Origin of the sequence: Paenibacillus camelliae, from assembly GCF_023715345.1 — a bacterium.
Classification (GTDB): domain Bacteria; phylum Bacillota; class Bacilli; order Paenibacillales; family Paenibacillaceae; genus Pristimantibacillus; species Pristimantibacillus camelliae.
Genome location: NZ_JAMBNY010000001.1, coordinates 440515 through 463292, shown reverse-complemented (window position 1 = coordinate 463292; position 22778 = coordinate 440515). Strand labels below are relative to the sequence as shown.

The 22778-nt window shown below is 45.3% G+C and carries 22 protein-coding genes; 21 read left to right on the top strand and 1 reads right to left on the bottom strand.

Going from position 1 to position 22778, the window contains the following annotated elements; translation table 11 throughout:
* The first annotated feature begins 15 nt into the window (after positions 1 to 15).
* From gmk to spoVM, 15 genes are all read left to right on the top strand, one after another.
* Complete coding sequence (gmk, locus tag M3180_RS02190; protein ID WP_251665586.1) at positions 16 to 627, top strand: guanylate kinase; 612 nt, start codon at positions 16 to 18, stop codon at positions 625 to 627.
* 16 nt (positions 628 to 643) lie between these two features.
* Entirely contained in the window at positions 644 to 889 is a 246-nt protein-coding gene (gene rpoZ / locus M3180_RS02185; RefSeq protein WP_251665585.1) for a DNA-directed RNA polymerase subunit omega, read from the top strand.
* A 203-nt stretch (positions 890 to 1092) separates the two neighbouring features.
* Positions 1093 to 1620: a YfiT family bacillithiol transferase gene (locus M3180_RS02180; protein WP_251665584.1), complete on the top strand. Its 528-nt coding sequence runs from the start codon at positions 1093 to 1095 to the stop codon at positions 1618 to 1620.
* A gap of 39 nt (positions 1621 to 1659) precedes the next feature.
* Entirely contained in the window at positions 1660 to 2883 is a 1224-nt protein-coding gene (coaBC, locus tag M3180_RS02175; RefSeq protein WP_251665583.1) for a bifunctional phosphopantothenoylcysteine decarboxylase/phosphopantothenate--cysteine ligase CoaBC, read from the top strand.
* Positions 2867 to 5353 (top strand): primosomal protein N', encoded by a 2487-nt coding sequence (priA, locus tag M3180_RS02170; protein WP_432806901.1) that lies wholly within the window; start codon positions 2867 to 2869, stop codon positions 5351 to 5353. The genes coaBC and priA overlap by 17 nt, the downstream gene beginning before the upstream one ends.
* A gap of 47 nt (positions 5354 to 5400) precedes the next feature.
* A complete protein-coding gene (def, locus tag M3180_RS02165; RefSeq protein ID WP_251665581.1) occupies positions 5401 to 5889 on the top strand; it encodes a peptide deformylase in 489 nt (162 codons plus the stop codon).
* Between the two features lie 2 nt (positions 5890 to 5891).
* Entirely contained in the window at positions 5892 to 6836 is a 945-nt protein-coding gene (gene fmt / locus M3180_RS02160; RefSeq protein ID WP_251665580.1) for a methionyl-tRNA formyltransferase, read from the top strand.
* Entirely contained in the window at positions 6833 to 8329 is a 1497-nt protein-coding gene (rsmB, locus tag M3180_RS02155; protein WP_251665579.1) for a 16S rRNA (cytosine(967)-C(5))-methyltransferase RsmB, read from the top strand. Before fmt ends, rsmB begins: the two co-directional genes overlap by 4 nt.
* 72 nt (positions 8330 to 8401) lie before the next feature.
* Positions 8402 to 9448 carry a dual-specificity RNA methyltransferase RlmN gene (gene rlmN / locus M3180_RS02150; protein ID WP_251665578.1) on the top strand — a complete coding sequence of 349 codons (1047 nt, stop codon included), beginning with the start codon at positions 8402 to 8404 and terminating at the stop codon, positions 9446 to 9448.
* Positions 9449 to 9460: 12 nt separating this feature from the next.
* Positions 9461 to 10219 (top strand): Stp1/IreP family PP2C-type Ser/Thr phosphatase, encoded by a 759-nt coding sequence (locus M3180_RS02145; protein ID WP_251665577.1) that lies wholly within the window; start codon positions 9461 to 9463, stop codon positions 10217 to 10219.
* Entirely contained in the window at positions 10219 to 12387 is a 2169-nt protein-coding gene (gene pknB / locus M3180_RS02140; protein WP_251665576.1) for a Stk1 family PASTA domain-containing Ser/Thr kinase, read from the top strand. The genes M3180_RS02145 and pknB overlap by 1 nt, the downstream gene beginning before the upstream one ends.
* A gap of 25 nt (positions 12388 to 12412) precedes the next feature.
* Entirely contained in the window at positions 12413 to 13336 is a 924-nt protein-coding gene (rsgA, locus tag M3180_RS02135; RefSeq protein ID WP_251666337.1) for a ribosome small subunit-dependent GTPase A, read from the top strand.
* Positions 13337 to 13342: 6 nt separating this feature from the next.
* Positions 13343 to 13987, top strand: coding sequence for a ribulose-phosphate 3-epimerase (rpe, locus tag M3180_RS02130; RefSeq protein WP_251665575.1), 645 nt, complete (start codon positions 13343 to 13345; stop codon positions 13985 to 13987).
* A gap of 806 nt (positions 13988 to 14793) precedes the next feature.
* Positions 14794 to 15075 carry a hypothetical protein gene (locus M3180_RS02125; protein ID WP_251665574.1) on the top strand — a complete coding sequence of 94 codons (282 nt, stop codon included), beginning with the start codon at positions 14794 to 14796 and terminating at the stop codon, positions 15073 to 15075.
* A 117-nt stretch (positions 15076 to 15192) separates the two neighbouring features.
* A complete protein-coding gene (spoVM, locus tag M3180_RS02120; RefSeq protein WP_123039970.1) occupies positions 15193 to 15273 on the top strand; it encodes a stage V sporulation protein SpoVM in 81 nt (26 codons plus the stop codon).
* Positions 15274 to 15374: 101 nt separating this feature from the next.
* Here spoVM and rpmB read toward each other — a convergent pair whose 3' ends face one another.
* Complete coding sequence (gene rpmB / locus M3180_RS02115; protein ID WP_251665573.1) at positions 15375 to 15563, bottom strand: 50S ribosomal protein L28; 189 nt, start codon at positions 15561 to 15563, stop codon at positions 15375 to 15377.
* 261 nt (positions 15564 to 15824) lie between these two features.
* Between rpmB and M3180_RS02110 the strand changes: the two genes are divergently transcribed.
* From M3180_RS02110 to M3180_RS02085, 6 genes are all read left to right on the top strand, one after another.
* Entirely contained in the window at positions 15825 to 16184 is a 360-nt protein-coding gene (locus M3180_RS02110; RefSeq protein WP_251665572.1) for an Asp23/Gls24 family envelope stress response protein, read from the top strand.
* Positions 16185 to 16201: 17 nt separating this feature from the next.
* Positions 16202 to 17941, top strand: a complete 1740-nt coding sequence (locus tag M3180_RS02105; protein WP_251665571.1) for a DAK2 domain-containing protein — start codon at positions 16202 to 16204, stop codon at positions 17939 to 17941.
* Between the two features lie 36 nt (positions 17942 to 17977).
* Positions 17978 to 18838: a DegV family protein gene (locus tag M3180_RS02100; RefSeq protein ID WP_251665570.1), complete on the top strand. Its 861-nt coding sequence runs from the start codon at positions 17978 to 17980 to the stop codon at positions 18836 to 18838.
* 7 nt (positions 18839 to 18845) lie between these two features.
* Entirely contained in the window at positions 18846 to 20903 is a 2058-nt protein-coding gene (gene recG / locus M3180_RS02095; protein WP_251665569.1) for an ATP-dependent DNA helicase RecG, read from the top strand.
* A gap of 67 nt (positions 20904 to 20970) precedes the next feature.
* Complete coding sequence (locus tag M3180_RS02090; protein ID WP_251665568.1) at positions 20971 to 21258, top strand: stage VI sporulation protein F; 288 nt, start codon at positions 20971 to 20973, stop codon at positions 21256 to 21258.
* Between the two features lie 164 nt (positions 21259 to 21422).
* A complete protein-coding gene (locus M3180_RS02085; protein ID WP_251665567.1) occupies positions 21423 to 22778 on the top strand; it encodes an ABC transporter substrate-binding protein in 1356 nt (451 codons plus the stop codon).

Here is a 22778-nt window from a genome sequence, read left to right as displayed (position 1 = left end):
GAGGAGTTTAGAACAATGGGATTGTTAATTGTTTTGTCGGGTCCTGCCGGAGTAGGTAAAGGAACCGTATGCACTGCTTTGCGTGCACGTATGCCAGAGCTTGTATACTCCGTGTCTGCTACGACTAGACAGCCGCGACCAGGCGAAATTGATGGGGTAAATTACTTTTTCAAAACAAAAGAGCAGTTTGTCGAGCTAATCAAAGCGGACGCAATGCTAGAGTATGCGGAGTATGTTGGTAATTATTACGGCACACCGCGCAGCTTCGTTGAAGAGACATTGGCCTCTGGTAAAAATGTCATCTTAGAGATTGAAGTCCAGGGGGCTGTAAAGGTTAAGGAAAAATTCCCTGAAGCGATCATGGTATTTCTGTTGCCGCCATCGTTTGATGAGCTAAAGGCAAGAATTACCGGACGAGGAACGGAAACATTGGATACAATTAATACACGTATGAATGTTGCTGCTCAGGAAATGGGTCTGCTTAATCATTATGATTATGCGGTTACGAATGATCATATCGAGGTAGCGTGTGACAAAATTCGTAGTATTATTATTGCAGAGAACTGCCGCCGGGAGCGTCTACCAGACCATATATTGAATATGGCTGCCGCTGCTGAGAAAGCATAAATGAGGTGAATGTGCGATGTTATACCCATCGATTGATGAATTAGTACAGAAGGTAGATAGCAAGTATACATTAGTTGTTGCAGCATCAAAGCGAGCTAGAATGCTGCGTAACGGTGAAAAGTCAGAGCTGACAGGTGCTCGCTCACATAAAGCGGTAGGCTTTGCACTAGAAGAAATTTATGCTGACCTTATCAAGGTTGAGTATATTCCTGGTAAGGAAAAAGACGAGCAGAAGGATGCCCGTCAACAGGAAAAGGCGTAATATACTGTTGTTGCGATAAAAAGATGTGTGCAGCTGGCTGCACACATCTTTTTTAATTTATTTGCACAAAAAGAAGGTTAATTTATACGATATGTTGAATTACTTACCTTACGAGAAAATATGATATGATAAAGGGAAAATTGCTAAAGGCTTCATATTACTTCATTCTAGGCGATGACACAACTTATTTTCTAGGAGGGATTATGATGGAAAACTTAACTTATCCGATTGGAAGATTTGTGTTTGAAGGCATGACCGCTGCACAAAAAGATGAGTGGATTCAGCAATTAGAGCAATACTCATCACAGATTAGTGGGCTCGTTGCCCAGCTGTCTGAGGAGCAGCTCGATACACCGTATAGAACCGGAGGCTGGACAATACGTCAAGTTGTACATCATGTTGCTGATTTTTCTATGCATGCACTAATCCGCTTTAAGTTAGCGCTAACAGAAAATAATCCTACGATTAAGCCTTTTCTCGAGGATCGTTGGTCATTGTTAAGTGATACGAAAGACATGCCGATTACAGCGAGCTTGTCAATTATTGAAGGAACCTTTGCAAGAATGACTACTTTACTTAAATCGATGAGCATTGCTGAATTTGAACGTCAGTTTTATCATCCGGAGAAGGGCACTCAGATGTCCTTGAAGCAATTTTTAAGCTTTACGAGATGGCATGCTTATCACCACTTGGCACATTTACAAAACGCGAAGGAGCGCTTGAACTGGTAAGCGCGCTCTGGATTTAACGTTAGGACAGGAGATGGCATAGTGTTAAACGGAAAGACAATCATACTTGGAATTAGCGGTGGTATTGCCGCTTACAAGGCAGCGACAATATGCAGCAGGCTCGTTAGCTTAGGTGCAGAGGTTCACGTCATGATGACGGAATCGGCGGCTAAATTTATTACGCCGCTTACGCTCCAAACGCTCTCGAAAAATCCAGTTCATATCGATACCTTTGAGGAGCGTAATCCGGAGGTTGTCACACATATTGATCTCGCCGATCGGGCTGATGCTATTCTCCTTGCTCCAGCCACCGCTAATGTAATTGCGAAGCTAGCGCATGGGCTAGCAGATGATATGCTTAGCACAACGATGCTGGCTGCTACCTGTCCAATCGTTATTGCCCCAGCGATGAACGTTCATATGTATGAGCATCCTGCAGTCGTTCACAATATTGAACTGCTTATGCAGCGCGGTGTTCAATTTATAGAGCCAGGTACAGGGCAGCTTGCTTGTGGCTATGTGGCCAAGGGCAGACTGGCTGAGCCTGAAGATATCGTCGCTACCTTGGATCAATGGCTTAATCAGCCTAAGCTGCTTGCTGGGAAGAAGGTTCTCGTAACAGCTGGAGGAACGATTGAGCGGCTTGATCCTGTACGATATTTAACCAATGACTCATCAGGCAAAATGGGCTTCGCTGTAGCACAAGCTGCTCAAGAGCAGGGCGCTGAAGTGACCGTTATTGCTGGTCGCACTAGCGCACCAGCTCCTCAAGGCATAGAGCTGGTACAGGTAGAATCTGCAGAGGATATGCTGCAAGCGGTGCTTGCTCGCTTTGAAACTAGCGATATTGTCATTAAGTCTGCTGCTGTCGCTGATTATCGTCCTAAGGTTATTCATAACCAAAAGCTTAAAAAAACAGGCTCTGATGAGCTGGTGTTACAATTAGAGCGAACAACGGATATACTAGAGACGATAGGTAAACGAAAATCACACCAGACGGTTGTCGGCTTTGCCGCTGAGACAGAGCAGATCGACGTATATGCGCTTGATAAACTGAACCGGAAAAATTGTGATTTTATTATCGCCAATGATGTATCGACAGAAGGTGCTGGCTTTAACGGTGATACGAATATCATTTCGATTTACAGTAAGCAAGGACTTGTGGAGCGGCTTCCGCTCATGTCGAAGCTGGACGCTGCACGGCGGCTGCTAAACATCGTTGCACAGCATGCATTAGAAGCTAAGGATGATGAACGTGATCGCTAATATTATTGTTGATGTGCCGAGCCGTCAAACGGATCGGCCTTTTGATTATGAGGTGCCGCACGACATGCAGCCCTGGATCGAGATTGGTAGCCGGGTGGGTGTACCTTTTGGTCCGCGAGTGCTGCAGGGCTTCGTTGTCGGTTTGTCTACAGATACGGATTATGATTCTTCTAAGCTGAAGGAGATTAAGGAGCTGCTTGATCCAGCACCACCCCTGCTGCCAGATATGGTTGATCTGTCAGAATGGCTAAGTCATAAATATTGCTGCTCACGCATCGCTTCTCTTCAGGTGATGCTTCCTACAGCTTTAAAGGGCAAGGAAGTTAAATATATCGCTTTATCTGATTCCTCTCAAACTGGAGAGTACTCAGATAAGGCGTGGCTGCAAGTGCTGCAGGCTGAAGGAGGCTCGATATCCTTCAATAAGCTAATGTCGATGTTCCCCGAGGAGCATCGTGAAATCAAGCAGGCTGTGCAGCAGGGTATATTGACTTTATCAGCAAAGGTAAAAGATCGCATGGGCGTAAAGAAGGCATTAACTGTCATGCCTCCTGATGATCTAGAGGCTGCAAAGGGGCAGCTGGACTCCTTGAAAAAAGCGCGTAAGCAGCATGAGGTGCTCACGTATATGCTGGAGCATCCAGTACCAATTGCGCTTGCAAAGCTTGTCGCTGAGCTGAATACGAGCTCAAGTGTTGTACATAGTCTTGTCGATAAAGGCATACTTCATTTAGTTGAGGTCGAACAAAAGCGTGATCCCTATAAAGGGCGGGAATTTGCTCGTAGCAAGCCCCTCCCGCTTACCGCGCTGCAGCAGCAGGTCTATCATCGCATTATTGAACAGATGCACCAGCAATCAGGACAGACGATGCTGCTGTATGGTGTAACGGGCAGTGGTAAAACAGAGGTATATCTGCAAAGCATTGCAGATTGCTTAGCTTTAGGTAGGCAGGCGATCGTGCTCGTACCCGAAATTTCACTTACTCCGCAAATGGTTGAACGGTTCAAATCACGTTTTGGTGATGCTGTAGCTGTTATGCACAGTAGATTATCTGATGGAGAACGTTATGATGAATGGCGTAAAATACGTCATGGTCAAGCCGATGTTGTGGTAGGTGCGAGGTCCGCTATCTTTGCACCGTTTGCTCAGATCGGACTCATTATTATTGATGAAGAGCATGAAACATCCTATAAGCAAGACGATACGCCCAAATACCATGCTCGTGATGTTGCTGTGCGTCGTGCTAAGCAGCATGGGGCAGTAGTTGTGCTGGGGTCAGCTACACCTTCGCTTGAAACGTATATGGCAGCGAGCCGCACGCCTGCTGTCGGCAGCGAGCCGCCTCTTCTGCCTATGCCTGAAAGAGTGTCAGGTCAGCCTATGCCAGAGGTGCATATTGTTGATATGAGAGACGAGCTGTCACGAGGAAATCGCTCGATGTTTTCTACTTCGCTGTACGACGCGTTAAAGCTGCGGCTGGAGCGTGGGGAGCAGGCTGTTCTGCTGCTTAATCGACGCGGTTACTCTACCTTTGTTATGTGCAGATCTTGCGGATATACTGCTGCTTGTCCACATTGTGACATCTCTTTAACTTTTCACCAGAAAACGCATGTGCTGCGCTGTCATTATTGTGGTTACACGGAGCAGGAGCCTCGAACATGTCCAAGCTGCGACTCTGAGCATATCCGGTTCTTTGGCACTGGCACTCAGAAGGTTGAGGAGGAGCTTGCGAAGCTGTTCCCAGGTATTCGTGTTATTCGCATGGATGTAGACACGACGACTGAAAAAAATTCGCATGAAAAGCTTCTTAAAGCTTTCGGTGAGCGGAAAGCGGATGTGCTACTTGGGACGCAAATGGTTGCAAAAGGGCTTGATTTCCCATATGTTACATTAGTAGGCGTTATCGCTGCCGATACAACTTTAAATCTGCCGGATTTTCGTTCTGCTGAGCGGACGTTCCAGCTGCTAACACAAGTGGCAGGCAGAGCAGGTCGCCATCACTTGCAAGGTGAGGTTATGATTCAAACGTATAACCCAGAGCATTATGCGATCGTAGCGGCTGCGGATCATCATTACGAGCAGTTTCTGGAGCAGGAGCTGGAGCTGAGAATGCAGATGATGTATCCCCCTTACTGCCGATTAGTGTGTATTACGATGTCGTCAGAGAGACTTGATCAGCTGACGGAAGTTAGTGCGAGATTTGCACAAGAGCTAAGGGAGCTTGCTGAATATGAAGGCGTGCTCGTTCCGCTGCATAGCCGGATGATGCGTGCGCTAGAAATTCTTGGTCCAGTTGCTTCACCTCTTGCGCGTATTAAGGATCGATACCGTTACCAATGTGTGATAAAATATCGAGGAAGCATAGATGCATCTTCGCTCTTAGAACGTGCGATGAAGCCATTTGTAGAAGGTAAGCTGAGTAAGCAGGTTCAATTCAGTGTTGATATTGATCCACAAGTGATCCTGTAATTAACAACAACAATTAAAGATAGACTGAAGATAAGAGAGGGATAAAGATGAGTATACGAATTATTGTAAAGGACCCGGATCCTGTGCTGCGTGAAGTAGCTAAAGAGGTGACGAAGTTTAATTCCAATTTGAAAAAGCTTCTAAAGGATATGGCAGAGACGATGTATGATGCAGAAGGCGTTGGTCTTGCTGCTCCTCAGATTGGTATCTCTAAGCGCGTCATTGTCGTTGATGTAGGGGATGAGAATGGGCTTGTTGAGATGGTTAACCCGGTAATCTTAGAGCGTGAGGGTGAGCAAATCGGTCCGGAAGGCTGCTTAAGTATTCCGAATTTGAACGGTGAGGTGCTACGTGCTGACCGCATCGTTGTACAAGGGCAAAACAGTGACGGAGAAACGTTTAAGCTCGAAGCGAAAGGATATTTTGCACGAGCATTCCAGCATGAAATCGACCACTTGAACGGTGTGTTGTTTACAGATATTGCATTAAATACGTACGATATTTCGGATCGTGTAAAAAAAGGCGGCGAACAATAAATATGCGGATCGTTTTTATGGGGACACCGAGCTTCGCTGTCCCTTCACTTCGTGCATTAGTTGAGCAAGGCTATGAGGTTGTAGCTGTTGTATCTCAGCCAGATCGGCCTAAAGGCAGAAAAAAATTGCTGACACCAACTCCTGTGAAGGAGGCAGCACTAGAGCTTGGCATTCCCGTTCTTCAGCCAGAGCGCATGCGCAATGAGGATGCAATAGCTGAAGTCGCTTCCTATAAACCGGAACTCATCGTAACAGCAGCCTATGGACAAATTTTGCCTAAAGCGGTGCTTGAGCTTCCGCAGCATGGCTGCATTAATGTGCATGGCTCACTGCTGCCTAAGTATCGTGGAGGCGCTCCGATTCAGCGCTCGATTATAAATGGCGAATCGGAAACAGGCGTTACGATCATGTATATGGCTGAGGGGCTGGACACTGGTGATATGATTAGCTCTGTCGCGATTCCGATTACGGATGAAGACAATGCTGGAACGATATTCGAAAAGCTTAGCATCGCTGGAGCTAAGCTGCTCATCGATACTGTGCCGCCACTTATTCGAGGTGAGCTTCAAGCGATCCCTCAGGATGATAGCTTAGCTACATATGCACCAAACTTAACACGTGAGGATGAAAGAATTGAGTGGGATAAGTCAGCCATCTCGATCTTCAATCAGGTTCGCGGGCTATCGCCAATGGCAGGAGCTTTTACAACGCTGAACGGCGAAGTATTTAAAGTATGGGGCTGTAAGCCGCTTTCAGCATCATCTAATGCTGCAACGGGTACGATTGTTAGTGCATCTGCAGATGGCATCGTCGTACAAACCGGAGAAGGTCAGCTGCTGCTTACGATAATTCAGCCGGCTGGAAAACGTATGATGAATGTAAGTGATTGGATACAAGGTTCTCGTGCTATTGTCGGTGCACGCTTCGGTGAAGAGGTACAAGCATGAGTGAGCGACAAAACAATAAGAAACATTCACATAGCAACAATAGAAAGCATCAGAATAGACAAGCGACTGACAATGGAAAGTCAAGCTCTAAGCAGCAAGCGACTCGTTCAGCAAGACAGGTTGCGCTCGATGTGCTTGTAAAGGTGGAGGAAGCAGGTGCATACAGCAATTTGCAATTGAATCGCACGCTGCAATCCGAGCAACTTTCTCGTGCAGATGCTGGTCTTGCAACTGAGCTTGTATATGGCACAATTAGTCGGAAGCTAACGATCGATTATTGGCTCTCGCAGCTTGTTGCTAAAGGTTTGCATAAGCTTCAGCCATGGGTTCATCAGCTGCTGAGAATGAGTATGTACCAGCTGCTGTGGTTGGACCGAATACCTGCTCATGCTGTCGTTAATGAGGCGGTTAAGATAGCGAAAAAAAGAGGACACCAAGGTATATCTGGTATGGTGAATGGTGTGCTGCGCAATGTGCTACGTAAGCAGGAAGAGCTAAAGCCAGAGCTTATTGCTTTGTCTACTGATGCAGAAACGCTCAGTGTGCGTTACTCATTCCCCATATGGCTGGTAGAGCGCTGGTTAACAGTGTACGGACGGCAAGCTACTGAGCAGATTCTTCATGCAAGCAATGAGCCGCCGCATAGCTCAATTCGAGTCAATACGATGAAAACTTCACCGCACGCGGTGCTGGAGGAGCTAGAGGCTGCAGGCTTGCAAGTGTCTTTATCGCCAATTGCTCCAGCTGGGATTAATGTAGAAAAGGGTGGACATCTTGCTGCGCTTGAGGGCTTTAAGGAAGGTCATTGGTCATTGCAGGACGAAAGCTCGATGCTCGTAGCGGAAGTGCTGGAGCCGAAGCCTGGTATGAAGGTGCTTGATGCATGTGCTGCGCCCGGAGGGAAGAGCATGCACATTGGCGAGCTAATGAAGGGTGAAGGGATGCTTCTATCAAACGACCTTCATGAGCATAAGCGCAAGCTGATCGAGGAGCAGGCTGCTCGGTTAGGCTTGGAGCATGTACAGACCTCGAGTCAGGATGCTGCTTTGTTAGCTGATTCTTTAGAGCCGGCAAGCTTTGATGCTGTGCTGCTTGATGCACCATGCAGCGGCTTTGGTGTTATCCGCCGCAAGCCTGAAATTAAGTGGACGAAGCAGCCCGGTGATGTAAAGGATATTGCGGGCATTCAAACTCAATTGCTCGATGCCATGAGTGGTCTGGTGAAGCCAGGCGGTGTGCTCGTATATAGTACCTGCACCATTGCTAAGGAAGAGAATGAAGAGCAGGTGGCCAGCTTCCTAGCTCGTCATAAGGAGTATAGCTTAGATGCACAGTGGCCAGAAGCGCTGCTCACATCCTTAAAGCAGCAAGGTATTGTCTCAGAACAATTTGATGGGCAGCTTCAGCTGTTGCCGCACCATGCGAGCAGCGATGGCTTTTATATCGCTCGCTTAAAAAGGAGTGCTCAGAGCTCGAATAGCTCAACGCTATAGTTTGTGTTAAAATAGTTGCAGCGCAGCTTGAAGCTGCGTGTAACCTCTAAAATTGAATACAGGTGTGATAAAATGAACCCTTTTATTTATGACTATACACATGAAGAGCTCCAGCAATGGATGAAGGATAATGACGAGCCTGCTTTTCGTGCGGATCAAGTGTTTGATTGGATATATGTCAAACGAGTAAAAAGCTTTGATGAGATGACGAATTTATCGAAAGGCTTACGTGAAAAGCTTAGTAACCAGTTTGAGTTCGTAACGCTTACTGAAATTACAAAGTTTGAATCGCGTGACGGCACAGTTAAGTTTCTGTTTGGCTTACATGATAATCATGCGATTGAAACGGTTATTATGCGCCACAGCTACGGTAATAGCGTGTGCGTAACGACGCAGGTAGGCTGCCGAATTGGCTGTACCTTCTGTGCGTCAACCTTAGGCGGCTTGAAGAGAAATCTAACTGCTGGTGAAATCGTTGCGCAGGTCGTTACTGCACAGCAAATGCTAGATGCAACAGGTGAGCGAGTATCGAGCATCGTTATTATGGGCTCAGGTGAGCCGTTCGAAAATTATGATGCGACGATGGCGTTTTTACGCAATATGATCCATGAGAAAGGCTTAAATATCGGTCAGCGTCATATTACCGTTTCGACAAGTGGTATCGTGCCGAGTATCTATAAGTTTGCAGAAGAAAACACGCAAATTAACTTGGCCTTGTCCATTCATGCACCGAATGATAAGCTTCGTTCCAAGCTAATGCCTGTCAACAGGCGCTATCCATTCGATGATGTAATCGAATCGATTCGCTACTATTTAGGTAAGACGGGTAGACGGATTACATTTGAATATGCGTTAATTGGCGGCGTCAATGATCAGGTGGAGCATGCTGAAGAGCTAGCTAGCGTCATCAAGGATATGCTTTGCCATGTTAACCTTATCCCAGTTAACCATGTACCAGAGCGCAATTATGTTCGTACACCACGAAACGATATTTTTGCATTCGCGAAAGTTCTTGAAAACAATGGAATTAACGTAACAATTCGCAGGGAACAAGGACATGATATTGCGGCAGCATGTGGGCAATTACGTGCGAAACATATGGAGTCTACGGCGAGGTGATAACGCTTGTTAATGGTTAATCGCAGTGATATAGGAAGAATCCGTCAAGTGAACGAGGATAGTGCATTGACGGGTTCGATAAATGATCAGCTTGCGTTTGCTATCGTTGCAGATGGCATGGGAGGACACCAAGCTGGTGATGTAGCAAGTCAAGTTGCTGTGGAGGCTTTTGAACGCATTCTGCAGCAGCATAATGAAATTTCCAACTGGACGGCCGAAGATGCGAAGCGACTTATGAGAATTGCGATTCGTCAGGCGAATGAAGAAATCTATCGTCTTGCGAAGCAATTGACACAGTACCACAATATGGGGACGACAATAGTAGCTGCGCTCTTCATTCACTCACTTGTCGTTATTGGACATGTAGGTGACAGCCGTGCTTATCGTGTCAATGAGGAACGGATTGAGCTGCTTACCGAGGATCATTCCTTAGTTAATGCGCTCGTTCAGTCCGGACAGCTAACTGCTGAAGAGGCGGAGCATCATCCACGTAAAAATGTACTAACGCGCGCCATCGGCACCGATGATGATGTAGAGGTAGATGTACGCGTTATGGAATGGAAGAATGAGGATCTTTTGCTGCTATGCAGTGATGGATTAAGCAATCGCGTTAGCGAGGAGCAATTGCATCAGACGATTGCCTCCTCGCTGCCCTTGCAGCAGCGTGCCGATCAATTAATAGAACTTGCATTAGAGGCAGGCGGCGAAGACAATATTACACTCGTATTGTGTGATATGAAGGATAGCCCCGACAGAAGGGAGGAATCATAATGATTGGACACGACTTGGCTGGTCGCTATGAGATTATTTCCCGTATTGGCGGTGGGGGCATGGCCCTTGTTTACAAGGCTCATGATGTGTTGCTTAATCGCAAGGTTGCTGTCAAAGTACTGCGTCAGCAATTCGTTAATGACGAGGAGTTTATTAGTAGGTTTCGTAGAGAAGCGCAGAACGCAGCTGCTTTATCGCATCCGAATGTTGTTAGTATTTATGATGTTGGTCAAGAAGAAGATATACATTATATCGTTATGGAATATGTCGAAGGACATAATCTGAATGAAATTATAGTTGAACGTGCACCATTGCAGATTGAAGAAGCGGTTCATATCGCTCAACAAATATGTGATGCACTTGATCACGCACACGCTAATCATATTATTCATCGTGATATTAAGCCTCATAACATATTAATCGGCAATAACGGGCGTGTGAAGGTAACGGATTTTGGTATAGCTAGAGCTGCAACTTCTTCAAAAATAACACACACAGGCTCTGTAGTTGGCTCTGTGCATTATTTTTCACCTGAGCATGCAAAAGGTGTGAATACAGGAGAAAAATCGGACTTATATTCCTTAGGTATTGTATTGTATCAGATGGTAACAGGTAATCTTCCGTTTTTCGGAGAAAGTCCGATTAGCATCGCGTTAAAGCATTTACAGGATCATTTTGAAGAACCGCGCGTCGTTAATTCTCATATTCCGCAGTCAGTTGAGAACATTATATTAAAGTCGATGCGTAAAAACCCGAACGATCGTTATGAATCAGCACGAGCGATGATGGCTGATCTAGAAACTTGCTTGCAGCCGCATCGTCTCTATGAGCCAAAGATTACGTTTAATGATGCTGTGGATATGCAGGAAACAAAGGTTATGCCAGCCATTCGCTCTACCTCTATGCCTAACGATATGAACACAGGGCAGATGAGCAGCACGGCACGCTACAGCGATACGGCAAGACTTACTGATACAGCATCCGTCACGATGCATACTGGACAATTTGTTGATGGAGAGCCTGTAAAGACATCTGGAGGCTGGAAAAAGCCGTTAATTGTTGTGCTTATTACGTTAGTGTTTTTAGCGGCCCTGCTGTGGGGATTTTTTAGGCTGCTGGATTCCTTTAGGACAGAGGATGTGAAGGTTCCTTATGTTGTTGGGGAAACAGAAGAAGTAGCTCGTAAGATGTTGGCAGAGGCTGGCTTAAATGTGACAGAGCCAGTAACGCGAGAAACGAGTAAGCTTATTCCTAAGGATCAGGTTATTGCGCAGTCTAAGATGAGTATGATGGTTAAGAAAGGCACATATATTGAGCTTACGATAAGTGCTGGTCCCGAGCTGAAGGAATTGGATAACTATATCAATTCTATGAAGCAGCAGACGGTTAATGCGTTAATTGATCTCGGGGTTAAGGAAGCTCAGATCGACTTTACTGAAGTGTTTGACGAGTCGCCTGCAGGTACAATTCTTGAGCAATCTCCACCAGCTGGTGAAGAAATAAATCCAGATGATGTGTTGATTAGCTTTACAGTAAGTAAAGGGCCTGAGCTTGTTGAAATGCCTGATCTGACTGACGCTCGGTTAAAGGAAGCGAAGCTGCTTCTGGAATCACGTGGTCTTGTGTTAGAGGAACAAGATATCAAGTATGAAGCTAGTTATCTGTTCGAGAAGGATCATGTTATTAGTCAAGGCAATGCAGAGCCGAACGAGATGGTGGAAAAAGGTACAAAAGTGACGCTTGTCGTAAGCTCTGGCTATCCAAAGGATGCAAAGAACTATCAATTTAATGTAAGAATTTCGCCCGCTATGCATGGATCAGCGAGTGAAGTGAAAATATATTACTCAGACGCGCGTGGTGAAAACATGGAGCTCGAACCGCGAACAATTACAAGTACTGTTGATATTTCCTTGACACTTGTACTTGATCCAGACACGGTAGCCAAGGTATCGGTTTATCGAGATGGCGTATTTATGGACATTAAAGATATTTACTATGGAGATATTGCACAAGGCTCACATGAAATGGTTGTACCAGGACAAGAGCTTGAACCTACGCATACTCCTGACGAGGAAACATTCTCACGTGGCGGTGAGCACAACGAAAATACGGAGGCTAATGATAACGATGAGCAAAGCGATCAACCGGCGAACACAACAGAAGAATGATAAGGTTGTGCCAGATTCTTCAGCAATGCTGCCTGGTGTGATTGTGAAAGCTTTAAGCGGATATTACTATGTTCAGCCTCATGATAATCAAACCTCTTCTAGCACGGTACAATGCCGTGCTAGAGGAGTTTTTAAGAAGAAAGGCCTGACTCCGCTAGTTGGAGACGAGGTCTATTATGTATTAACTGAAAATGGCGAAGGGACCGTTGTCGAGCTGCTGCCTCGTTCGACGGAGCTCATCCGTCCACCTGTCGCAAATGTTGATCTTGCGGTGCTCGTGTTCTCGGTTGTGGAGCCCTCGCTTAATTTTCAGTTGTTGGACAAGTTTCTTGTACATATCGAGCATGCAGGCATAAAGCCGCTGTTAGTTTTAAGTAAGCAGGATTTTGCGATGTCAGAAGAGGCTGAGACGCAGCTTAAGGAAGAAGCTAAGTCAAGCCTTGAAGCTGTTAAGCGAATTTATGGCAAGCTGGGCTATGAGATCTATAGTACGAGCTCTGTTGAGCATGAAGGGATTGGCGCCTTGCACGAGCGATTGAAGGGCCATGTTGCTGTGTTCGCAGGACAGTCGGGCGTCGGTAAATCTTCACTGCTTAACGCACTTGTACCGGGTCTCACACTCGAAACGAATGAAATTAGCAATAAGCTAGGCCGAGGTAAGCATACGACGCGCCATGTTGAGCTTATTGATATTGGCGGTGGCTATGTTGCTGATACGCCAGGCTTCAGCCAACTTGATTTCCAAGAGCTAGGCATATCTGATCTGTCCTACGGATTTATAGAAATGCGTGAGCTGTCCCCTAACTGCAAGTTTAGAGGCTGTACGCATGTTCAAGAGCCAGGCTGCGCCGTATTAGATGCAGTCGAGAACGGCGAGATCGAATCCAGCAGACATGAGCATTATTTAGCCTTCCTGACGGAGCTGAAAGAACAAAAACGGAGGTACTAATTCAACATGACCATTATTGCACCATCTATACTATCTGCTGATTTTTCTCAGCTAGGTTCAGAAATTAAATCCATTGAAGAAGCTGGCGCCGATTGGGTGCATATTGACGTAATGGATGGAAAATTTGTGCCGAATTTAACGTTCGGGCCACCGGTTATTGGAGCCGTACGTTCAGTAACGAAGCTGCCTTTTGACGTACACCTAATGATAGAGCGTCCAGAGCTGTCGATACAAGATTACATTGCAGCGGGTGCTGATCGCATCACAATTCATCTAGAAGCCTGTGCGCACCTTCACCGCACGATCTACGCGATTAAGGAGCAAGGGCTACCCGTTGGTGTTGCACTTAATCCTGCAACGCCTGTGCAGTCGCTAGCGCCTGTTCTAGAGGATATTGATATGGTGCTAATCATGACGGTGAACCCAGGCTTTGGCGGACAGTCATTTATTCCTTATTCTACGACGAAGCTAAGGGAGCTGCGCAGCATGCTAGAGGCTCGTTCACTAACACATGTTGATGTTCAAGTGGATGGAGGCATTAATGCGCAGACAGCTGCACTCGTTCGCGAAGCAGGTGCCAACGTCCTAGTCGCCGGCAATGCCGTCTACAACGCACCAAACCGCGCAGAAGCAATCGCATCGCTGAGATAGTGGTAAGAAGCGGGGTATCCGCGAGCCGCAGTATCGTGATCGGCGATGAAGAAGTACAAGCAGTACAAAGCAAATATACAATCGAAGGTTTAAGATTGAGCTTATTACATCGGGGAACTTTAGACTTTCAGCACCAAGAAGATGCCATGAAGCTAGAGAAGCGAAGCGCGGAGCGTACGTAATGTGTACGTGAGCACTACAGCGAGCGATGAATGCGATATTCGCCGTCGAATATGGATCGTAGGTATAACATCGTGATCAAAGCTCAATCAATCCAAATTCCAATCGAAGTTTTAAGATCGAGCTTTCAGCACCGAGAAGATGCCATGAAGCTAGGAAACGAGGAGCGGAATGTACGGGTTAAGTACATGAGCACCGGAGGCTTCCGATGAATGGCATATTCGAAGTCGAATACGCATCGCTGAGTACACATCGTGATCAAAGCTCGATCGAGCTTTCAGCACCAAGAAGATCGCGAGAAGCTAGAGCGAAGCGCGGAGCGTACGAATTATGTACGTGAGCACTGGAGCGAACGATGAACGCGATATTCGCAGTCGAATACGCATCGCTGAGTACACATCGTGATCAAAGCTCGATCAATCCAAATTCCAATGAAAGTTTTAAGATCGAGCTTTCAGCACCAAGAAGATCGCGAGAAGCTAGAGAAGCGAAGCGCGGAGCGTACGAATTATGTACGTGAGCACTGGAGCGAGCGATGAACGCGATATTCGCCGCCGAATACGCATCGCTGAGTACACATCGTGATCAAAGCTCGATCTTAAAACATCCTATACAGGGGGGATCGTATGAAGGTTAGTTTTTCTACGGTAATGTGGCTCCTACTCTACGCCCTGCTTGCTGGCGGGAGTCTTGCATTATTCTCTACTATTACAACTTTTGCAAAATACCTCTTTTCCTTGCTTACCGTATATATCGGTATTCGTTTTTTTCGCCGCTTTGAAACAATCGGCCTACGTATTACGTTCATTGTTCTAGCTATTGCGATGTATTTTTTAATTGTGGTTATTATCGCGATGTTCCAATTTATAAGGGATAACCCTGATGTAATGCAGGCTGCAAGCCTATAATAAAGTTCGTTCTCCTAGGCGAGTGTTGGTCTACGTTTTCGAGTTTCTGCATAATATGGTTTACAAGAGCGGAGATTTGAGTATGCGGATCACCGTGCGTTTCAAGGAGGGATGGGCATGAAATTTTACACGATTAAACTGCCGAAGTTTTTAGGCGGGTTTGTCAAAGCTTTACTAAATACATTTCAGAAAAATTAATATCATATCGACACCAAGTGATTGGGCTTCGTTCCAGTTTTAGGTTTACAAAAAAAAGCACCTGAGGATCAGGTGCTTTTGTCTATGGTAAGTAGAGCGTATTACACGCGAGTTACTTTACCAGATTTCAACGCGCGAGCGCTGACGTATACACGTTTTGGTTTACCATCAACTAGAATACGAACCTTTTGAACGTTAACTCCCCAGTTACGACGAGTTGCGTTGTTCGCGTGAGATACGCTGTTACCTTTTTTAGGCGATTTGCCAGTAATGAAGCATTTGCGGGACATAAAAACACCTCCTTCACGAATTATGAGCGAAAATAGCTTAACCGTTCATAGCTTTAACATATCCATGCTATGCTTGCTTTTGCTTCTCATCATTATAACATTACAATTATAAACACGCCTAAATATCGTAACATAAAGTTTGACACGGTTCAACCTAATTCTACGGCTATTTAAGTGATTTTTAACATTTGGCTTCAATAACTTCCGAGTTTATAGTACAATGTAAATCAGTCCATAATATAGGGCAAGGGGTGTAGTAGTATGCCAATACAATTAAACAATACGTTAGGGCAAATTCAAGTTTCTGATAATTGTTTAGCTACCATTGCTGGATATGCTGCTTTAGAATGTTATGGGCTAGTTGGTATGGCATCACGTAACGGACTTAAGGATGGAATTGCAGTACTTCTCGGTCGAGACAACTTGACTAAAGGTGTTGAAATAAGGCAAGTTCAGAACGGTGTAAATATCGATTTATACATTATTGTAAGTTATGGTACAAAAATTTCTGAAGTAGCAAATAATATTCGATCTAAAGTTACTTATGTTGTAAACGAAGTAATAGGCCTTGATGTCAACGAAGTCAATATATTCGTTCAAGACGTGAGGGTATCTACTTAGCAGGAAGGGGAATTTCTTTGAGTAAGCGAGCAATTGACGGATCTGATTTTGCGAGTATGGCATTATTAGGCGCCGACTTACTAAAGCGTAATGCTGAAAAGGTAAACGCACTTAACGTATTTCCAGTGCCAGATGGTGACACAGGAACAAACATGAATCTAACAATGACCTCTGGTATTACGGAGCTAAAAAACAAACAGTCCGCCCATTTAGGGAAAACGGCAGAAGCGTTGTCTAAAGGCTTGCTAATGGGGGCACGCGGTAATTCAGGCGTAATACTATCACAGCTGTTCCGTGGCTTCTCGAAATCTCTAGCACATGTGGAGCAGGCTACAGCAATGGATATTGCAGCAGCACTTCAGCATGGTGTTGATTTGGCTTATAAAGCAGTAGTTAAGCCAGTTGAAGGAACGATTCTAACGGTAGCCAAAGAAGCGGCACGTCATGCAGTTCAATTTGCAAGACGCAATACTGAGGTGCTAGAGCTAATGGTGGAAGTGCATGCACGAGCAAATGAGGCGCTTCAAAAAACTCCAGATCTATTACCAGTATTGAAGCAGGTAGGCGTCGTAGACTCTGGCGGTCAAGGTCTCGTGTACATTTATGAAGGCTTTGTGCAAGCTCTTTCTGGTGCAAAGGTTGAAGTTGGACAGGATAGTGCAACTGTAGCAGCACCCGCTGAAATCAATGTGGTGAAGCATTCCGAGCCAACATCTGCACAAGCGAAGCTAGAAACTTTAGATATTGAATTCTTTTATGATATGGAATTTTTTATCAAGCGCAATGTGTCAGGAAATTCCGTGGCAGTGTTTGATGAATCCGCTTACAAGAAAGCATTATCTAAAGACGGAGATTCAATTCTAGTCATAACGGATGATGACATTATTAAAGTTCATGTTCATTCTCGCAAGCCAGGCGATGTATTCAATCTGTCTGTACGCTACGGTGAGCTGACAGATATTCATATTCTGAATATGCGTGAGCAGCATCGCCAGCTGCTTGAGGAAGAAGAGACTAGCAGTGAGGCTAATTTGTCTGCTGCTGAGCTTTTGGCAGGACAGGCTATTGATAATCGCCCTACAGAGCATGGCTTTGAGCGCGCTCCTTACGGTATGATTGCTGTTGCACTTGGTGAAGGCGTCGCTGAGCTGTTCCGCAGCAGTGATGTGGATGTTGTGCTATCAGGTGGACAAACGATGAATCCAAGTACAGAGGATTTTGTTAAAGCAATAGAGGCTTTATCTGCTGAGCATATTTTCATATTCCCTAACAATAGCAATATTATTCTAGCGGCAGAGCAGGCTGCTCAACTAACAGAGCGTCAAGTGACCATCATCCCAACGAAGACGATTCCGCAAGGTATTGCCGCAGTGCTCGCGTTCAAAGAGGATGAAACACCTGAGCGCAATAAAGAATGGATGCAATCTGCTGCTAGCATGGTAATCTCGGGTCAAGTGACTAAAGCGGTAAGAGACACAAGCATAGATGGTGTAGAGATTACCGAGGGTCATTATATTGGACTTAAAGAGAAATCGATCGTAACCTCTGAGGCTGACCTGCTTGCTGCTTGTCAAGCACTGCTTGCTAGCATGCTTGAGGATGAGGGAGACATCATTACTATATTAACGGGTGAAGATGCAACGGAGGATGTTACTTCGGCGATCTGTGAATGGATTAATGAGAATCACTCGGATTTAGAAATTGACCTTCAATATGGTGGTCAGCCTCTTTATCCGTATGTATTTGCAGTTGAATAATGGTTAGTTCATAACAGAGAGGAGTTGAAGTAAATCGTGAGTAAAGTGAGAATTGTTACTGACAGCACAGCTGATATTCCAGCTGAAGTCCGTGAAGAGCTTGGAATTACAATGATTTCTTTAAAAGTTCTTTTTGGTGAAGAAACATATCGAGATGCAGTTGATTTGACACCGGAGGAATTTTATTCACGCTTGAAGGCATCTACAGCTTTACCTAAAACGTCTCAGCCCTCGCCCGCTGAATTTTTAGAGGTTTATGAGCAATTGCTTGCAGAGGATCCGACTGCTCCAATTATTTCAGTTCATCTTGCCTCTGTGCTCAGTGGTACGTATCAATCTGCGACAATTGCAAAGTCGATGGTGGAGGTTGAAGGAGCGGACATTACTGTCGTTGACTCCTGCTCCGCCTCTTATGGACATGGCGCGCAGGTAGTGCTTGCTGCTCAGATGGCACAAAGTGGTGCTTCTGTTGATGAGATTGTTGCTGCCATGAAGCAGTGTCAGAATGACAACACAGGCGTTTATTTCCTTGTCGACACACTCGACTATCTACAAAAGGGCGGAAGAATTGGCAAGGCTTCTGCTATGATTGGATCGTTACTTAATATTAAGCCTATTCTTTCGCTCGAGCCGAACGGAACGGTTACTGCTGTGGATAAGGCTAGAGGCACTAAAAAGGCGATGTCAAAGATTGTTGAGCTTCTCAAGCAAAGCTATGGTAACGATGAGCTTATTCTAGTTGTTGCGAAGACGGATGACGATACTACGCCAAATGAGCTTGAGCAGCGTGTCACTGCTGAGCTCAATATTAAGGAAGTTCGTTATACAACGGTTGGTTCAGTAATCGGTACATACACTGGCCCAGGAACTTCGGCAGTATTCTTATTTAAGGTGTGAAAGTGGAATGATCAAACTTGATCAAATTCCTGTAAAGCAGTTGAAAGGCGTGAGTGCTCTTAAGGAAAAAGAGCTCCACGCCTTTGGCTTATTTACAGTGAATGATATACTGTTATATTTTCCGTTTCGCTATGAGGATTATCGCGTACGAGATCTTCTTGATGTAAAACCGGGTGAAAAAACAACGGTTGTTGGCATTGTACGCGGTGCTCCAGTTCTTCAGCGCTACGGGAAAGCTAAATCTCGTTTAACCTGCAAGATTCAGGTAGGCATGCAATTAATTACTGCGACTTGGTTTAATCGTCATTTCCTCCGTGAGCAGCTGACAACGGAGCGTGAGGTGCTGCTTACGGGTAAGTGGGAGCCTTCTCGCCTGCAGCTGACGGTGTCCGAGTCCGAGTTCTTAGATCAGGCAAAGCCTTCTGCGAAGATGGATACACTCCAGCCGGTCTATTCGGTTGGCGGGAAAATTACTCAGCCTTGGCTTCGAAAATTGATTGCTTCAGCGCTAGAGCAATATAGCTCGATGGTTGAGGAAATATTGCCTTATTCGCTTGTGGAAAAATACAAGCTGATGAATCGTGCGGAAGCGATACGGCACATACATCTTCCAGGCGATCTAGAGGCTGGTCAAGAGGCTCGACGTAGAATGGTGTATGAGGAGCTGTTCTTGTTTCAGCTTCGTCTGCAGGCTTATCGTGCACTGTCTCACCGACGTAAGGCAGGTATTGCGATGCCGCTAAAGAGTGAGTGGATTCGTGAATTTGCTGCAATGCTTCCGTTCGAGCTTACTACTGGTCAAAAAAAGGCAATCAATGATATATCGGTTGATATGCGCCGAAGCTATAGTATGAATCGCTTGCTACAGGGGGATGTCGGCTCCGGCAAAACGGTAGTCGCTGCTATTGCTCTATATAGTGCAATTCGAGCAGGCTATCAAGGTGCGCTAATGGTACCTACCGAAATACTTGCTGAGCAGCATATGAAAAGCCTATCCCGCTTGTTTGAACATACGAATATGAGCATTCGTTTATTGACTGGCAGTGTATCTGAGCGAAAACGCAAGGATATTCTTGCTGAGCTGCAGATGGGCTTAGCTGATCTCGTTATTGGCACACATGCATTAATTCAAGAGGATGTGCATTTTAATAAGCTTGGTCTTATTGTCGTTGACGAGCAGCATCGCTTTGGTGTGAATCAGCGAAGCATACTGAGGAAAAAAGGCATTCATCCAGATGTACTGACGATGACTGCAACGCCTATCCCGCGTACGCTTGCCATTACTGCCTTTGGAGATATGGATGTTTCAACGATTCGTGAGCGTCCAAAAGGGAGAAAGCCCATTGAGACCTACTGGCTTAAGTCACAATCGTTGGATCGTGCGCTCAAATTTATTCGCAAGCAGGTTGCCGAAGGCAGGCAGGCCTACGTGATCTGTCCGCTTATCGAAGAATCGGACAAGCTCGAGGTGCAAAATGCAATTGATGTTCATTTGATGATTCAGGGCGCATTTCCCGATCTAAAGGTCGGTCTGCTGCATGGCCGGATGAGTACTGCTGAGAAGGAGCAGGCAATGGGCAGCTTTGCAGCAAATGAGTCACAGGTGCTCGTTGCTACGACCGTTGTCGAGGTTGGGGTAGATGTGCCGAATGCTACGGTGATTATGATTATGGATGCAGAGCGCTTTGGATTATCTCAGCTGCATCAGCTACGCGGACGTGTAGGTCGTGGCGAGCATCAGTCGTACTGTATTCTGCTTGCTGATCCGAAATCAGAGGTTGGTCAAGAGCGGATGAAGGTGATGACCGACACGAATGACGGCTTCGAGGTTGCTCGTCGAGATCTTGAGCTGCGCGGTCCAGGTGAATTTTTTGGAACGAAGCAGAGCGGCTTGCCGGAGTTTAGACTAGCAGATATGGTTGCTGATTATGAGCTTTTGGAGCAGGCACGCGAGGATGCCGCTGCGCTTGTAGCAACAGAGAGCTTTTGGCAGGATGCCGTTTATTCAAGATTAATAGAATGGCTCCGCAATGACCCATTATTTCAAGGAGAACAGATAGATTAGTCAAGATTTTGGTTTTATTCGCATATAGTTAACTCATTAGGATAGTTGCCTTGGAGGTGTCTAACGTATGAGTTATCAACGATATGGGATTAGTCCACAGTTTGTAGAACGAATAAAGCTTAAGATGAAGAACCCCATCGTTAAAGAAAAGATGCGAAATTTGCTTGGTGATGTAACGAAGTATGACTTGCAGGATCGTGCTAAGGTCCGCAGGCTAACTCGAACATCTGCTACAATTTTGCAGGAGAAGCTGAGTGAGGTACAGGAAGAGCAAATTATTAATTTTGTGCTTGCCCAAAAAATTGACCCTAATAACACGCTACATCTTATAAAGCTGTGGGGAATGTTTCGGTGAGTAGCTAAGTAAAAAGCGTAGCGAGTTTATAACTTGCTGCGTTTTTTTTATGAACAGAAGAAATTGCAAATTAATAACAGAGGATATAAAAATATTTATAGGAATTTATCAGTTATAATATAATGATTAAATCGTATGTACAGGTTGACTAGGGAGTTGACGAAATGAAAAAGAGTAAAAGAGCCTTCTGGTTATTTTTACTAATAGCAATGCTAATGCTTACAGGATGCAAGGAGAAAGAGAAGGCTCAAATAGATAGGATTAATGATGTGTCTAACGGTAATGGCAATGTAACTAGTGAAAAAGTGGTAACGCTTACTTTTTGGAGGAATTCTGGGAATAAACTAGAGAATCTTGCTTATGACACACTTATTGTTAAGTTTATGGAGCAGCATCCTACTATACGAATTGACATGCTAGCTTTTCCATATGCGGATTATGACACGAAGCTAAGAACTGCTGTTGCCACAGGCAGTCCACCTGATATTATGGCAATAGACGCACCAAGCCTTGCTTCCTACGCGCAGGCTGATGCACTCCTTCCACTAACGGAACAATATAATATCGATGGAAATTTGGAAGATATACCGACATCTACTATGGAAGGCTATACGTATCACAATGATATTTATTTAGCACCGATGACAGAGTCTTCCATCGCGATGTTCTACAACATCAAGCTGTTTCAGGATGCCGGGTTAGAGCTTCCGTCTGCTGATCCTGACGAAGCTTGGACATGGGAACAAGTACTCGACGCAGCAATTAAAATTAATAATCCTGAAAAAGGGGTTTACGGAATTGATCCTGCGCAAGGTTTTCAAAATGCAGGCGCAACCGCTTATTTCAAATATCCGATGATATGGCAATTTGGCGGTGACGTAATGAACGAGTCTGGAACTTCTGCTCGCGGAGCATTGGACTCTCCAGAGACAAAACAAGCGCTTGCTTTCTATGCAGAGCTGTTCAACAAATATCAAGTTGCAGCTTTCGAATATCCATTGGATGCTTTTCCGAACCGAAAGCTCGGTATTACAATCGATGGTACATGGACGCTGGCGCATATTGAAGAAAATTACCCAGATTTTAAGCTCGGTGTTGATTTTGGTGTTGCGCCGTTGCCGAAAGTAACGCGTCAAGCAGTAGCCAATGGGAGCTGGGCTCTTGGAATTTCTGCTAAAACTAAGCACTCAGATGCAGCATGGACTTTTGTCAATTGGATGACTAGTTACGAAGGACTGATGCTGTATAGTAGTATTACTGGAGATATCCCTGTTCGTTACTCTGTTGCCAAACAATTTGCAGAGCTGAACGAATATCCACTTAATATCTTTGTAGTGCAAAATCAAAAATATGGTAGACCGCGACCGATTACACCGATATTCCCACAGATGTCAGAGGCAGTTAAAAGCTTATTTGAAGAAGTTACGGTGCAAAGAAGAAATGTGGATGAAGCTGTAGAGGATGCTATTGTTCGCATTGATAAGGCCTATACAGACTCGCAGCGTTTGACCTCGCAATAA